The sequence below is a fragment of the Mucilaginibacter corticis genome, from assembly GCF_007558865.1.
GTDB lineage: Bacteria > Bacteroidota > Bacteroidia > Sphingobacteriales > Sphingobacteriaceae > Mucilaginibacter > Mucilaginibacter corticis.
Map to the genome: position 1 here is coordinate 1,559,585 of NZ_VLPK01000001.1, position 15,417 is coordinate 1,575,001.

Below are 15,417 nucleotides of genomic sequence, written 5' to 3' on the forward strand. Positions count from 1 at the left end.
ACTTTTGACTTACGACTAAAGACTGTTGACTACTACCAATTTCGCACATCAAAAAATACAGTTACCTTTGCGGCAAATGAGCAGAGGAGCAAAAAACCAGGTTTTCGGGGACGTTACCATTATTGATATTGCCGAAGAAGGCAAGGGTGTAGGCAAAGCAGACGATTTTGTGTTGTTTGTTGAAAAAGCTGTGCCCGGCGATGTAGTAGACGTGCAGGTTTATCGCAGTAAGAAAAATTTTGGCGAAGCTAAGATCATTGATCTGAAAAAAGCCAGTCAATACCGTGTCGATCCGTTCTGCGAGCACTTTGGCACCTGCGGTGGCTGCAAATGGCAACATATGACGTATGATGCACAGCTGCAGTTTAAACAAAAATCAGTAGCAGACGCTTTAAGCCGCCTGGCTAAAATTGAAGTGGACGGCATGCTGCCCATTGTGCCATCTCCGGCCGACAGGTATTACCGTAATAAACTTGAATTTACCTTCAGCAATAAGCGCTGGCTATATGACGGCGAGAACCGTGAAGACGGAACGTTGAACATGAACGCGCTGGGCTTTCACATTCCCGGCAGGTTTGATAAGATCCTTGACGTGCATCATTGCTACCTGCAGGCTGATCCATCAAACGACATTCGTAACCGTGTTGATGAGTTTGCCAAGCAAAACGGCTATACTTATTATGACCTGCGCAGTCACGAGGGCAATTTGCGTAACCTTATTATCCGCACATCTACAACCGGCGAATTGATGGTTATTGTAGTTTTTGCTTACGCGGACGAAGAAGCGGTAAATAAACTGATGTCGTTTGTTGAAGCGGAGTTCCCGCAGATCACGTCGCTGCTTTATATCCTTAATGAAAAAAAGAACGATACAATTTTTGACCAGGACGTTATTGCCTGGAAAGGCCCGGAATATATCCATGAAGAAATGACCGGGATAAAATTCCGTATCGGCCCAAAATCATTTTACCAGACAAATAGTATACAAGCCCTGCGCCTGTACGAAATAACCCGCGATTTTGCCGGCTTTAAGGGCGATGAGTTGGTTTATGACCTGTACACCGGCGCCGGCACCATAGCTAATTTTGTGGCCGGACATGTGCGCGAGGTAGTGGGAGTCGAGTATGTGCCAAGTGCTATAGAAGACGCCAAAATAAACAGCGCCATCAACAATATCACTAACACAAAATTTTATGCTGGTGACATGAAAGATGTCCTGTCGGCCGAATTTGTTGCTGAACACGGCAAGCCCGATGTGATCATAACCGATCCGCCACGGGCAGGGATGCACCCGGATGTGGTAGCACGTTTAATGGAGATAGAAGCAGAAAAAATTGTGTACGTAAGCTGTAATGCAGCAACCCAGGCGCGCGACCTGCTGGTGCTGAAGGAAAAATACGATACGGTGAAGATACAGCCGGTAGATATGTTCCCGCATACACAACATGTGGAGAATGTGGTTCTTTTAAGAATCAGGAAATAAGAATTAAGAAGCAAGAAAGGAATAATAATGGAACCGGAAGAATTGCTTAATGAGGGGCGCGGTGAGGCGTCAAAACCTGCGGGCGACAGTCCACTGGTAAGTTTGCGCCGCGATTTGAAAATGTTTAGTGAATCGATACACGAAGTAGCGGTAGAGATCATGGTGGAGGGGCTATCTAAGTATCCCATCTTCGTGGCGCATCAGCATGAGTTAAAACTGGGCGAGCTGATATTAGACAGGCTTGAGCTGGGATCTGATTGGAGTATCCATGCTTCAACCCTTGAGGAGTTTTTAGAGGTAGGTATTGTTAAAGCTGAACTAAAAAAACGCTTCATTGAAAACTACAAAAACCCTAAAGATTTTATGTGTGTATTTGTAGTGGTGCCCGAAGGCGCGAATTTTGTGTTTGTGCCATATGAATAATATTTTGTCATTTCGATACGAGGTACGAATGAGAAATCTTATAAAAGCGATCCGTAGCATGGCGTTTAAGATTTCTCACTACGTTTCGAAATGACAACGCTTCTTAATTAAATTCTTTACTTTAGCGTAAGAAACGCAGCAATGGAAGACAAAGAACTACTGATACTCAACAAGCAGCAAATACAGCAAAAAATTGACCGTATTGCTTACCAGATCCTGGAAGATAATTATGATGAGCAGGAGATCATCATAGCAGGCATGCTGCCGCGCGGCGGTTTCCTGGCTACACGTTTGAAAAAAGTGCTCGACGAAATTGCGCCGTTTAAAAGTAAAGTATTAACCATTGATCTTGACCGTTTCAGCACCAGCCTTAATGCTACGGTTGATGCTGACATACAGCAGTGTAATGACAAAGTAGTTATATTGGTAGATGATGTATTAAACAGCGGCAAATCGCTGGCTTATGGTTTTGGCGTTTTTCTTGACGTTCCGCTTAAAAAATTGCGCACTGTTGTACTGGTAGACCGTAACCATAAAAACTTCCCAGTTTTTACCGATTATTCGGGCATCGCGCTATCTACCATTATCAAGCAACACATTGATGTAAAGCTGAGTGAAAATGGCGAAGAAGATGCCGTCTATTTACGGTAGGCTGAAGAAAATTATTATGCCTGCTCTTGACAAAGAATGGGATGCCTACATAGCTAAGATGCTATTTCCTAAAGCGTTTTTTCTAAATTTCTTAACTTCATTTTAACATGCACCATATTGGCTAATCAGTAAAGTTAGGTAACTTTACTTTTATGAAATTACGTGTATTGGTTTTTATAAACGCTTTGGCGGTAGCTGTTACCATCTCGGCGGTTAACTATTATTTTCAGCATAAGTTTTATGATATGGCCATAACCTTTGTGGCTACTATTATATCCAGCTTTATTGTTTTTTATTACCTGATAGAAAAATACGTTTACTCAAAGATCAAGCTGATCTATAAATTGATCCATAACCTTAAACTGGGCCGTGACCTGCGTGATGCCCTTGGTGAACACATGAGCTCTGACCCGATAAACGACGTAGAGCATGAGGTACAGGAATGGGCCCGCGAAAAGAAAACCGAAATAGAGACTTTACGTACCCAGGAAAAATTCAGGCGCGATTTTTTGTCCAATATATCGCACGAGTTTAAAACCCCGCTGTTTGCCATACAAGGTTATATAGAAGCCTTGCAGGACGATGATTTTGAGGACAGGGATATGGCCCGTCAGTTTTTGGATAAAGCATCAAAGAACGTTGACCGCCTAAGTTACCTGATCAAGGACCTTGATGAGATCTCGAAATTAGAGTCGGGCGAGTTGCCTATAAATTATACCAAATTTAAAATTAACGACCTGATCAAAGAGATCATTGAAGCGTCAGACCTGAAGGGCAAGCAGCACAATATCAAGCTGATATTTAAACAGAAATATGATGAACCTATTTTGGTGATTGCAGACCGGCAGAAGATAACCCAGGTATTGGTTAATTTAATTGATAACTCGTTTAAGTATGGTAAAGAAGGTGGCCATACTTGGATAACCCTGTTTGAGCTACATGACCAGGTATTGATAGAGGTTACCGATGATGGCATGGGCATTGAAGAAAAATACCTGCCAAGATTGTTCGAGCGGTTTTTCCGTACCGATACCAGCCGTTCACGCCAGATAGGGGGGTCAGGTCTGGGACTTGCCATAGTTAAACATATTGTAGAAGCTCACCAGCAAACCATAAACGTGCGCAGTACCGAGAATGTAGGCTCAACCTTTGGTTTTACACTGCAAAAAGTAAAGCAGAACATTCCTTTCCCGCATATTCCCATTCTGAAAAGTTAACATTAAATTAACATACGTAACACTACCTTTACCAAATATTAATCTATATGTCGTTAAATAGTATTTTCCAGTATTTTGTTCCTAAGGATAAAAAGATATTTTTCCCATTGTTTGAGCAGGCTTCCAATAACGTTGTAGTAATGGCAACAGTGCTTGTAGAAACGGTTAACAGCACCAATCCCGCAACCCGCGAAGAATTGTTTAAACAAATTGATAAGCTTGAAAATAAAGGCGACGAAATTACCCACCAGGTTTACCTGGAACTTGGTAAAAACTTTATTACCCCTTTTGACCGTGAAGATATCCACGCTTTAGCCAGTGCTATTGATGATGTGGCCGATTATATACAAGGTGCGGCCAATCGTATGAACTTGTACCGCATAGACGACTATAACGAGCATATCCGTAAACTGTCAGAACTGGTACTACAGTGCAGTTTAGATCTTGAAAAGGCAGTGCGCGAGTTAAAGGATCTGAAAAACGTACGTGCCATTGCCGATTCATGTATCCGCATAAACAGCGTAGAGAACCAGGCTGATTATGTATTTGACCGTGCTGTTGCCGATCTGTTCCTGTATGAAAAGGATGCTATCCGTTTAATAAAATACAAAGAGATCTATTCGGCGCTTGAAACTGCTACAGATATGTGCGAAGACGCCGCAGACGTAATGGAATCAATCTTAGTTAAAAACGCTTAAACAACTATTATCGATATAAATGGTTACTACCCTTTTAGTTTTTGTAGTTGCACTGGCGCTGATCTTTGATTATACCAATGGATTTCATGACGCGGCAAACTCAATAGCTACAGTTGTTTCAACTAAAGTACTAACGCCTTTTCAGGCTGTTTTATGGGCCGCTGCCTTTAACTTCCTGGCCTATTTTGTGGTTAAGGACCATAAAGTGGCAAACTTTGTTTCAAAAATTGTTTTTGAGCATTATGTGAACATGCACGTTATACTGGCGGGCTTAATTGCCGCCATCACCTGGAATTTGACTACCTGGTGGTTTGGAATACCGTCAAGCTCGTCGCATACGTTAATAGGTGGTTTTGCCGGCGCTGGTATGACCAACGCGCTTTACATGGGATCGAACGCTTTGGCTGCTGTTAGTATGCATTATATCATACCTATTATATTATACATCGTACTGGCTCCGTTCATTGGTTTGTTTGTGGGCTATGTAATAACCATTATCATATTACACATCTGCAAGAACGCGCGCCCTGCCGCTGCCGAGCGCTGGTTCAAAGTATTACAGCTGATCTCATCTGGTTTACTAAGCTTTGCACACGGTACTAATGATGCACAAAAGGTGATGGGGATATTATACCTGGCGTTAATATCATCAAAAATTATCCATAGCGGTGCTGTAATGCCCGAGTGGATCCCGCTGGCGTGTTATTCTGCCATAGCTTTGGGTACCATGTCGGGTGGCTGGAAGATTGTCAAAACCATGGGATCAAAGATCACCAAGATCACCCCGCTTGAGGGCGTGAGCGCCGAAACTGCAGCGGCCATTACCTTGGGTTTTACCGAACATTTCGGTATCCCGGTTTCAACTACACATACCATTACCGGTTCAATTATAGGCGTGGGCTTAACCAAACGCGTATCTGCAGTACGGTGGGGCGTTACCATAAACCTGGTATGGGCTTGGATAATTACCATCCCAATTTCTGCGCTGATAGCCGGCGTTATTTTTGCACTTTTGCGGATAACCGGTTATTAAAATCTAATTGATATTTTATTAATTTTATAGCATGAAAAGATCATTCTTACTGCTACTTATGTTCTTAACAGGACTAAGCATGAATAGTTACGCGCAAAAAATACCATCTACGCTTGATATGGGCAACGCGCTAAAAGAGGCGCTTCAACAAGGCACTATAAAAAGCGCTGATCAGCTATCGGCAGTAAACGGTTTTTTTGGCAATGCCGCCATCAAAATTCTATTGCCGCCCGAAGCTAAAAAGGCCGAAAAAACACTGCGTAACATAGGCATGGGCAAAGTATGCGATGATGCCATCCTTTCATTAAACCGCGCCGCCGAAGATGCCGCTGCGCAGGCCAAGCCGATATTTATTGAAGCTATTAAAAAAATGACTATCCAGGATGTAACTAATATCCTGCTGGGTAAATCTGATGCAGCTACCCAATATTTTAAAGGAGCGACTACTCCTGAGCTTACAGCTAAGTTTCAACCGGTTATTAAAGTTAGCCTTGACAAGGTAAACGCAACAAAATATTATGGCACTTTAGCAGCCAGTTATAACAAAATCCCTTTTGTACGTAAGATCAGCCCGGATATTGCCAACTATGCCACTCAAAAAGCCATTGAAGGCTTATTTACTGAAATAGCTGTACAAGAATTAACTATCCGTCAAAATATAGGCGGTGCCAGGGCTACTCCGCTGCTGCAAAAAGTTTTCGCTTTCGCGGATAAAAAAGCGGCAGGAAAATAATAGGTTTAGCTTAAACTACCTTTAAATTATATTTATACAAAAGCCCTTCAAGCCCGTGGGCCGAGAAAATGGCTTTTTTCATGGTATTTAGTTCAGGGTCGATGATATAATTAAAGGCGGTAACAAAGTTTACCGAGCTTAGATCGGTCGCGCTAAAAACAGTCCCCGATAGATCGCTTTCATCAAATACAGATCCGGTAAGAATAGCCTGGGTAAATGTCACCTCTTTTAACGAAGATTTGATAAAATACGTTTTAGGCATTTTCTTACTCATGAACGACGAGTAATCAAGCACGCACGATTCAAACCTAACCGTAAACAGAAAATCCTCGCACAAGCTAAAGTTTATACCAAGCAATTTGCAGCGTTTAAATACCAGGTTATTTAAAGTAGACCGGCCCCATTTCATCATGGACAGGTTACAATCCTCGAACTTGCAATCAATGAATTTGCATAGCGCAAATTCGCTATTTGTGAAATCGCATTTATTGAAGATGCAGTTATTGTATTCGGTTCCTCTTACTACCTGTTCGGCAAAGTTGGTCCCGTCAAAAGTTTTATCGTCGTATATCAATGGCATAAGCGAAATATTGCCTATTTCAACCCTTTAACAAACTCGCTCATCGCTAATCCGGGGTCAGCTTGTTTCATAAAGGTTTCGCCAATTAAGAAACCACTAAAGCCGGCTTGTTTTAGCTCCCTGATCACTTTGGTATTACTGATAGCGCTTTCAGATATTTTTAAAAACTCGTCGGGGATATGTTCTGCAAGGTCGAACGAAGTTTCGACAGATACGGTAAAATCGGCAAGGTTACGGTTATTTACACCTATGGCATCCAAATTAGGGTTGATGCTGCGCTCCAGTTCTTCCAGGTTATGCACCTCAAGCAGCACATTTAATCCCAGGCTTTTTGCCAGCGATGCCAGCTTGTCAATTTCCTGAGGAGTAAGTATAGCTGCTATCAGTAAAATAACATCGGCCCCTAATGATTTCGCCTCGATCACCTGGAACTCGTCTATCATAAAATCCTTACGCAAAACCGGTATGGTATTGGCCTGGCGTGCTTTTACCAGGTCGGCCTTTGTGCCCATAAAGAAGTCGGTATCTGTCAACACAGATAACGCCGACGCTCCGGCTTCGGCATAAGCTGTAGTTACCGCCTCAACGCCCACCTTATCATTAATGATACCTTTTGATGGCGACCTACGCTTAAATTCGGCAATAATACCGGTACGCGCAGGATCAAGCAAAAACTCCCTGAAAGAATAGGTTTGCCTGTTAAACAGCGCAGAAGCTTCAAGATCCTTTATTGTTGTATGTTGTTTTACAGCCTGTACTTCGGCTTTTTTGTTTAGGACAATTTTATCAAGAATATTCATAACCGGCCCGCTTTTATGCGGGTACTTAATTTAGTTGTAGACGATCTTATTTGCATCAGCTAAATTACCGTTTTTTGACGGATAAGTACCTAACCAGTTTTGCATCATTTCTTTACCAAATTCTGTTAATATTGATTCAGGGTGAAACTGTACCCCTCTTACATCATAATTTTTATGGCGCAGTGCCATAGCCGAATTATCAACCTCGTCAATGGCGGTTACTGTCAAAACATCGGGGATAGATTTTTCATCAACCACCCATGAGTGATAGCGCCCTACTTTAAACTGGTGCGGCAAGCCTGTAAACAGTCTTTCCTGCTCGTCGGTTACGGTAATTGGCGTGGCTATTCCGTGCATGGGTTGTTTAAGGTTGTACAATGTACCGCCAAACACTTCGGCAATAGCTTGCTGGCCAAGGCAAACCCCAAAAATGCTTTTGGTAGGGGCATATTTTGCAATTACTTCCAGCAGTAAACCAGCTTCTGACGGGATGCCCGGGCCGGGCGATAAGATGATCTTATCATAAACGGCAACGTCATCAATGTTAAACTGGTCATTTCTCCAAACATCGCATTTCAGGCCAATTTCATTAACCAGGTGTACAAGGTTGTACGTAAACGAGTCGTAGTTATCAATAATTAATATTTTGTTGTCCATGTTTCACTTCTCCTTCTCTTATAATTAGGGTACTTATTATACGGTAATCAGATTCTTTTGTTACAAAATTGTTACAATTCAACTCCCGATAGCTATCGGGATTATAGCTCTTCTGCCAGCTCAAGCGCTTTGCGCAAGGCGGCAATTTTGTTATTTACTTCATTTAATTCACTCTCCGCTACAGATCCTGCAACAATGCCCGCGCCCGCCTGGTAGTGCAGCGTGTTGTTTTTACTCAGGAAAGAGCGGATCATAATGGCGTGATTAAAGTCGCCATTAAAGCCCAGGTAACCGATAGCGCCGCTGTAAAAACTGCGTTTGATGTTTTCATTTTCATCAATGATCTCCATTGCACGATATTTTGGCGCGCCACTTAGCGTACCGGCCGGGAAAGTATCCGCGACAACTTTAAATGTTGGCACATCAGGCAATAATTTACCGCTTACCATGGATACCAGGTGGATCAAGTGCGAGTAGTATTGTACCTCTTTAAACGCTTTAACCTCTACGTGCTCGCAGTGGCGGCTAAGGTCGTTACGGGCAAGGTCAACCAGCATTACGTGCTCTGCAGATTCTTTCGGATCGTTTTTCAGGCTGTAAGCCAGTTCGGCATCCTTCTCGTCATCACCTGTACGTTTAAATGTACCCGCGATAGGATAGATGGTAGCTTTGCGGTTTTTAATAGTGATCTGCGCCTCTGGCGATGAACCGAAAATTCGGAAATTGCCGTAGTCAAAATAAAACAGGTAAGGCGACGGGTTGATAGAGCGTAGTGCACGGTACACGTTAAACTCGTCGCCGGTAAATTGTTTAGAGAACGCTCTCGACGGTACGATCTGGAAAACATCACCGCGATAGATATGCTGCTTCATCTTCTCAACGATGGCTATAAAACCTTCGTTGGTCAGGTTTGATTGCTCATCGGCCTTGCTCTGGAAGCTATATTCAGGGAAGTTTTTGTTCTTGATCAGGTCATGTATTTTGTCGATGCCATTGTTAGGGGCCTCGTCTTCAGGCTGATTATGGAAAATATACAGTTCGTTTTTAAAGTGGTCGATAGCGATAATGTAGCGGTAGATATTGTACTGCATCACCGGTATTTTACGGGTTTCGTCATCGCTCTCTTTTAAGCGGATAGTTTCAAAATGCTCAACCGCCTCATGGGTAAAATAACCGAACAAGCCATTAGCTGTGATCTTCAAAGGGATATCGGTAGTTTCAAAACTATTCAAGAAATCGTTGATCTGGTCGATCAGGTCAAACTCGCCTGCGGCAAGTGTTTCTTCGGTGCCGTCAGGATAGCGTTTATTCAGCTCGCCATCGTTTAAAGTTAAACCTCCAATTGATGAGCAGCAAACGTAACTGGTACTGTTTTCGCGGCTGTGGTAGTCAGAGCTTTCCAGCAATAATGAATTTGGGAAAACATCTCTTAAACGCAGGTAGATACTTACCGGGGTTGTAGTGTCGGCAAGTAGTTTTTTATATGTGGTATTGATCTTATATTTTTTCATGTTGTTGTTTGAACTATCTGTGTGAAAAGCAAAAAACCCGGCGAATGAGGGTCGCCGGGTTTTTGTATTAGGTTTACAATTGGTTAGTATCCTATGATCAAAGCGTTAGCCGGCTGCTATAATTAAATAGTGCCACCAGCTTGTATATACCTTTTTGATCATCGTGGGCACAAATTTATAAAGAAAATTGAATTACCAAATTTTTTATTAACTTTTTTTCAACTTATTTTAAGATAGAAATTTTGCCGGCAGCCAAAGCGCCAATAATTATAAGCAGTGCAATGCCATAAAACAGGGCAATTGTTTTGTGCTTGGCTTCTGGCAATACCAGCTTTTTAGACTTGCTGTGGCCAACAGTGATCAGGGCAATCGCTACGATCATCATTACCCAATGCTCAACCGTAAAGTAGCGCGTTACCGGGTCTTTCATGGTAGTGCTGTTAAATGCTACCAGCGGACTTAAAAAATACAACACAATACCTATCAGTAATTGCGTATGGGCAGATATCATGGCAAACAGATTGCTTAAACGGTTACCGTTGGTGTAGGGCCTGTTACCCAGCCAGCCCAGCAGAGCCATTAAAATGGTATAAATAAACAATACCATTACAATATACCTGAACCCCGAGTGCAGGTGCTGTACAAAACTATATGCGTTCATTTTGATGAGATTTTTTGCACGAATATACGAACACCCCTCTAAATCTCCCCCAAGGGGAGACTTTATTTCTTACGGTAAATATGCTATTCTGCAAAGCTAAACTTACCCATCAGCACCGATGGATTATCACCGACAACCAATGGCTCGCCGGCCAGGGCTTCATTGCCGAGTAAGGCAAACAATATGGCTTCTTTAGCGTCGGGGTTAATGCCTAAGGCGGCGGTATCTGCAATGGTGGTGCGGTATAGCCTTTTTTCGAGGTATTGCATCACGAAAGGGTTTTTAGCCCCGCCGCCGCTTACAAACATTTTGGCGCCTTTGGGTAAATAGGCGCGGGTAAAGTCGGCTATGGCTTTTGCGGTGAACGCGCTTAGAGTGGCTATAATATCTTTCGGGTCAATATGGCTGGTTCCCGAGCGTTCCTGGGCTTTACGGACATACTCTTCATTAAACAATTCGGGACCGGTGGTTTTGGGCGGTTTCTCGCCAAAGAAGGGGTGTTTAAGTAAGGAGTTCAACAAGCCTTCATTTACCTCTCCCGAAAAAGCAATAGCCGAATCCTCATCAAAAGCCTTGTTAAAGTAGTTACGGCTAAATACATCAATCAGTGTATTACCCGGGCCAATGTCAGAACAAAGTACCTTACTCATATCGCCGTTGACAGGTAAGTAGGTAAGGTTTGAGATCCCGCCTATGTTTATCAGTATCCTGTCTTCGCCGGCTTTGCTGCCCAGCAGCACATCGCCATATAATGCCAGCGGGGCGCCTTCGCCGCCTGCTGCCATCTGTTTCTGGCGGAAATCGCTAATGGTCAGGATCCCCGTTTTAACGGCGATGTGGTCGCCATCTCCGATCTGCAGCGACGCATTGGGATATCCCTCCTGCCTGTGCAGGCGTTTGGGAGCGTGGTATATGGTTTGGCCGTGGCTGGCTATAAAATCCACATCAGCGGTATCAATGGCCCATTGGCCAAGGGCCTGCAATACCAGTTCGGCATGGTAGTTACCGATAAAATCATTCAGGAGGCAAACTTTTTCCAGATCAACCTGCCGGCGCGAAAAAACCGACCGTACCTCGCTTTTGAAAAAATCCTGGTAAGGTATGGTCATAAACTGCAACAATTCGCATTGGGTTTGCAGGCCGCTGCCGGTAAATTGACACAGGGCTATATCCAAACCATCTAACGACGTGCCCGACATTAAACCTATACCTATCCTCGCAGGTTTTTGAGCGATGGTAAATAAATGCTGCAGATTTTTGTTGAGTTGTGCCATACGTGTTTAATTAAGATATGCGCAAGCCCCCTCTATCCCCCGGATGGGGAGATTTACAGGATGATAAAGCCCTCCCTTTCGGGGAGGGTTGGGAGGGGGCCCGCGTGTTCAAGTTAGCAAATTATACGGCCATGAGCAAATTAAAAAAGCGTTAAATCTAAATTTTAACCACACCGGCTTAGGCATTTTTGCCGGTAGTAAATTTTGCAGTTTTTCGGGCATCCGGCATTTTGGCGGTAGTAATTTTTACTGTTTTCCAGGTATAAGGCTTTATGCCGGTAGTAATTTTTGCCATTTATCGGGTATGATGCCTTATGCCTGTAGTAGGGTTTTTGGTTAAATATCTTATTATCAGTTGCTTAAATAGATATGTCAAAGAAACGGTCTGTTTTAAATTTTAAAACGAGTAAAAAACGAATGGACAGCAGATCAAAAGATCTGCATTACTGTTGAATAACCTTAAAGATAAAAGTAATACTGCGGGTAAATGGTGACGCTACCTCGTCACTTAATCGACATCTGATTTTTAAAAATCTCGAAATACAATTTGCAAAACTCATTTCTATTTCATTACTTTGAAGTGCAAAGTACTTTTATATGAAAGAAACTGAAATTCAGGATGAATTAGCGTCTATCCGCAGCTTGATGGAGCGTTCATCAAAGTTTATCTCGCTGAGCGGGTTATCGGGCATACTGGCCGGCGTGTATGCTTTAATTGGGTCGGCGATAGCCTTTGTACTTTTAGGATATGATCGTGCTGATTTTTACACCAAAGTACTTGATTACTCCGAAAATGATACTTATTTCGTTGTTTCTCCGCCGGCGAATAATTTGTTGATAGCAATAGCTGCCGCGGTATTAATTGCATCAGTGCTTACAGGAATAATTTTATCTGTACGTAAAGCAAAACGAAAGGGACAATCAATATGGAATAAAACCAGCAGGGAACTTTTATTTCATATGGCAGTACCGTTGGTTGCGGGCGGCTTGCTCATTATTATTTTTATAGCACGGGGTTATTATGGTGTAGTGGCACCGGTATCATTAATATTTTATGGGTTGTCGTTAGTAGCCGCGGGTAATTTTACTTTTAGCGGCATAAAATCACTGGGTTTATGTGAAATTATTTTAGGTTTGATAGCTGCCCTGTTTCCCGGCTACGGTTTGTACTTTTGGGCCTTTGGATTTGGCATACTGCACATTATTTACGGCAGCGTGATGTACTTAAAATACGATAGGTGAAAATACCATTTGATAAATTAGATAAAGCTTTTGAAAACCGCCTGCGCCTGCAGATTATGAGCGTGCTGGTGGCTAATCAACGGTACGATTTTAATTCGCTTAAAGAGCTGTTGGGGGTTACCGATGGTAACCTGGCATCGCATTTAAAGGGGCTTGAAAAAGAGGAATATATTTTGGTCAATAAATCATTTTTGGGGCGTAAACCCAACACAAATTATGAAGCTACAGCTAAAGGAAAAAAAGCGTTTGCAGATCACCTGGACGCGCTTGAACAATTAATAAAATCATCAAAAAGTTAACCTATATTTTTTTACCTTAACACTTTGAAATGCAAAGTACTTTTAATTAATCATTTTAATTTATTTAATCATGAACAACAGCCAATATTGGATAAACCATTTCCGGGTAAACGCCCAGGAAAAACGTGTAAACTGGGACCTTTCCCCGCAAATTACCGATGCCGAGATAGCAACCATCCTGTCATCATTACAAGCCTGGCAATTGGGCGAAACATCCGAAGGAAAACATTTAATTGCCGCGGCTACCAAATACGCCAATCATGTAGGGGACCCGGCCTATGTTGGCGCCATACGTTTGTTTATAAAGGAAGAACAGAAGCATGGCAATAACCTGGGTACTTATCTCGACCGGATAAACAAACCCCGTATAACAAAAGATTGGGGCGACAGCCTGTTCAGGAAGATCCGCTATTTTAATACCAGCATGGAGATCTGGACACTGGCCGTGATCATTGTTGAAAGCACTGCGCAGATCTTTTACCAGGCGCTTAAAGATGCTACCCAATGTACATTGCTTAAACAGATCTGTAACGATATTTTGGTTGATGAAGCTTATCATATCATCTTCCAGACAGAGCGGCTGGCCATAATTTACGACGGAAAAAGCGCGTTTTCAAAGAGCTGGCGTACCGCTGCTTATAGGTATTTCTTTTACGCCACTTCGTTGCTAGTATGGTTCGGGCATAAAAAGCTGTTTAAAGCAGGCGGCCTGACTTTTAAAAAGTATTTTAAGAAGATGCAGTATAAATATGTGAAAACGGTAAAAGCGATAACGCACTCAGAGGCAGCACTATGGGTTTAAATTTTAGTATTTTTGATTAAGCTTACTAAATTTTCCCCATGGAATTTGACATTATTAAAGCGACGGAAACAGATATAGAACCGCACAGGCGTTTGTTTCTTGCAGAAACCAAGTTTCAGTTTATTTACAACAAATGCCATGGTGCGGGCTGGGTTGATAATTACCTGTTTGAATTTGAGGAACGCGCCATTGGATATGGATCGGTGTGGGGGAAAGATAAGCGGGAGGACAGGGATACGGTATGCGAGTTCTATTTAGAGCAACCTTTTAGAAAATACGCCGGGCAGCTATTCAAGCAATTTGTAAAGGCATCGGGAGCCGGTTTTGTGGAGTGCCAAACCAATGATGTTTTGTTGGCAGGGATGGCATTCGAGTCGGCTAAAAATATTAATGCCGAGGCCATTTTGTTTGAAACTGCTTTTGATACAGACTTTGCGATTGACGGCGCACATTTTATAAAAGAGAAAAATGCTGACGAGTGGGATGCCTACAGCATACAGAAATACGGGGAAGTTGTAGCTACGGGTGGTTTTGTATGGAACTATAATTTCCCTTATATCGATATCTATTATGAGGTAAAAGAAAACTTCAGAAAGCAAGGATACGGCGCCCTGATCATGCAGGAACTTAAACGGGAGGCCTACCGGCTAAATAGGATACCTGCCGCACGGTGCAATGTAAAAAATGAGGCATCAAAAGCGCTTTTGTTAAAAGCGGGCATGCGGGTGTGCGGGTATTACCTATCTGGTTATCTTGTGATGAAAACGTGAACCCTTATATCCCGTGGAGGGTATGGCAATTAAAAGGGAAGCATGCCTAACAGATTGATAAGATCTTTTTAGAAGATCCGCGTAACCGAATTACGCATGCAGCGGCTGAATTTAAAAAGCGCTATCCAATGGATCAGGTTCCGGTTTATTCATTGGGGGCGATAGAACATCGATTAAGGAAGACACCAAGAAGGAAAAGGGAGAAAATTATTTTACCGATATCATGTCGGCCTTAAAAGAATACCGTCCGGTTTTGCGAATTCAATCGGTTAATCCAAGCGTTGTCCAGTCAGGTAATTTTATAAATGAGATATATGGCGGCTTATCAGCAAGCGGTATATCGATAGGCATCAGCGAAATATTTAAAAAATCTATTTATGATTACCAGTATACCCAGGAGGCTAGTGATGGAACAATTTTTAAGTCCGTTAAGAAGCATCCAGTTACCAAAGTACCATACCAGGAGTTTGGCCACGCGTCTGACTGTAAGCGTTACCTAATTACGCACAACTTTGCCAATGAGTATGCCGCCTTCATCAACAAGAAAAAAGGATTAGGAATCAGGGCGCTGAGTGGGGTGTAG

The 15,417-nt window shown here is 42.7% G+C and carries 18 protein-coding genes; 12 read left to right on the forward strand and 6 right to left on the reverse strand.

Annotated elements, in window-relative coordinates; all coding sequences use genetic code 11:
* Positions 1-76 precede the first annotated feature (76 nt).
* From rlmD to FO440_RS06745, 7 genes are all read left to right on the forward strand, one after another.
* Positions 77-1,483, forward strand: a complete 1,407-nt coding sequence (gene rlmD, locus FO440_RS06715; protein WP_144247436.1) for a 23S rRNA (uracil(1939)-C(5))-methyltransferase RlmD — start codon at positions 77-79, stop codon at positions 1,481-1,483.
* A gap of 27 nt (positions 1,484-1,510) precedes the next feature.
* Entirely contained in the window at positions 1,511-1,906 is a 396-nt protein-coding gene (locus tag FO440_RS06720; protein ID WP_144247437.1) for a hypothetical protein, read from the forward strand.
* Positions 1,907-2,047: 141 nt separating this feature from the next.
* Positions 2,048-2,557: a phosphoribosyltransferase family protein gene (locus tag FO440_RS06725; protein ID WP_144247438.1), complete on the forward strand. Its 510-nt coding sequence runs from the start codon at positions 2,048-2,050 to the stop codon at positions 2,555-2,557.
* 152 nt (positions 2,558-2,709) lie between these two features.
* Entirely contained in the window at positions 2,710-3,774 is a 1,065-nt protein-coding gene (locus FO440_RS06730; RefSeq protein WP_144247439.1) for a sensor histidine kinase, read from the forward strand.
* 47 nt (positions 3,775-3,821) lie between these two features.
* The gene (locus FO440_RS06735; protein ID WP_144247440.1) at positions 3,822-4,472 is read left to right on the forward strand and encodes a DUF47 domain-containing protein; all 651 of its coding nucleotides are present in this window, start codon (positions 3,822-3,824) and stop codon (positions 4,470-4,472) included.
* Positions 4,473-4,491: 19 nt separating this feature from the next.
* Positions 4,492-5,505 carry an inorganic phosphate transporter gene (locus tag FO440_RS06740; protein ID WP_144247441.1) on the forward strand — a complete coding sequence of 338 codons (1,014 nt, stop codon included), beginning with the start codon at positions 4,492-4,494 and terminating at the stop codon, positions 5,503-5,505.
* A gap of 31 nt (positions 5,506-5,536) precedes the next feature.
* A complete protein-coding gene (locus FO440_RS06745; protein WP_144247442.1) occupies positions 5,537-6,238 on the forward strand; it encodes a DUF4197 domain-containing protein in 702 nt (233 codons plus the stop codon).
* A 10-nt stretch (positions 6,239-6,248) separates the two neighbouring features.
* Here FO440_RS06745 and FO440_RS06750 read toward each other — a convergent pair whose 3' ends face one another.
* The 6 genes from FO440_RS06750 to FO440_RS06775 form a co-directional block, all read right to left on the reverse strand.
* A complete protein-coding gene (locus FO440_RS06750) occupies positions 6,249-6,818 on the reverse strand; it encodes a pentapeptide repeat-containing protein (RefSeq protein ID WP_144247443.1) in 570 nt (189 codons plus the stop codon).
* A gap of 14 nt (positions 6,819-6,832) precedes the next feature.
* A complete protein-coding gene (trpC, locus tag FO440_RS06755) occupies positions 6,833-7,618 on the reverse strand; it encodes an indole-3-glycerol phosphate synthase TrpC (protein ID WP_144247444.1) in 786 nt (261 codons plus the stop codon).
* Between the two features lie 30 nt (positions 7,619-7,648).
* Positions 7,649-8,275 (reverse strand): anthranilate synthase component II, encoded by a 627-nt coding sequence (locus tag FO440_RS06760; RefSeq protein ID WP_144247445.1) that lies wholly within the window; start codon positions 8,273-8,275, stop codon positions 7,649-7,651.
* A gap of 101 nt (positions 8,276-8,376) precedes the next feature.
* Complete coding sequence (locus FO440_RS06765; RefSeq protein WP_144247446.1) at positions 8,377-9,786, reverse strand: anthranilate synthase component I family protein; 1,410 nt, start codon at positions 9,784-9,786, stop codon at positions 8,377-8,379.
* Between the two features lie 223 nt (positions 9,787-10,009).
* The gene (locus FO440_RS06770) at positions 10,010-10,447 is read right to left on the reverse strand and encodes a cytochrome B (protein ID WP_144247447.1); all 438 of its coding nucleotides are present in this window, start codon (positions 10,445-10,447) and stop codon (positions 10,010-10,012) included.
* 83 nt (positions 10,448-10,530) lie between these two features.
* Entirely contained in the window at positions 10,531-11,721 is a 1,191-nt protein-coding gene (locus FO440_RS06775; protein ID WP_144247448.1) for an anhydro-N-acetylmuramic acid kinase, read from the reverse strand.
* Between the two features lie 597 nt (positions 11,722-12,318).
* On the opposite strand from FO440_RS06775, the gene FO440_RS06780 reads away from it, so the two are divergent.
* From FO440_RS06780 to FO440_RS06800, 5 genes are all read left to right on the forward strand, one after another.
* Positions 12,319-12,963 (forward strand): hypothetical protein, encoded by a 645-nt coding sequence (locus tag FO440_RS06780; RefSeq protein WP_144247449.1) that lies wholly within the window; start codon positions 12,319-12,321, stop codon positions 12,961-12,963.
* A complete protein-coding gene (locus tag FO440_RS06785; RefSeq protein ID WP_144247450.1) occupies positions 12,960-13,262 on the forward strand; it encodes a winged helix-turn-helix domain-containing protein in 303 nt (100 codons plus the stop codon). The genes FO440_RS06780 and FO440_RS06785 overlap by 4 nt, the downstream gene beginning before the upstream one ends.
* Before the next feature lie 70 nt (positions 13,263-13,332).
* A complete protein-coding gene (locus FO440_RS06790) occupies positions 13,333-14,064 on the forward strand; it encodes a ferritin-like domain-containing protein (protein WP_144247451.1) in 732 nt (243 codons plus the stop codon).
* 38 nt (positions 14,065-14,102) lie between these two features.
* Positions 14,103-14,834 carry a GNAT family N-acetyltransferase gene (locus FO440_RS06795; protein WP_144247452.1) on the forward strand — a complete coding sequence of 244 codons (732 nt, stop codon included), beginning with the start codon at positions 14,103-14,105 and terminating at the stop codon, positions 14,832-14,834.
* Positions 14,835-15,057: 223 nt separating this feature from the next.
* Positions 15,058-15,417 carry a hypothetical protein gene (locus tag FO440_RS06800; protein ID WP_144247453.1) on the forward strand — a complete coding sequence of 120 codons (360 nt, stop codon included), beginning with the start codon at positions 15,058-15,060 and terminating at the stop codon, positions 15,415-15,417.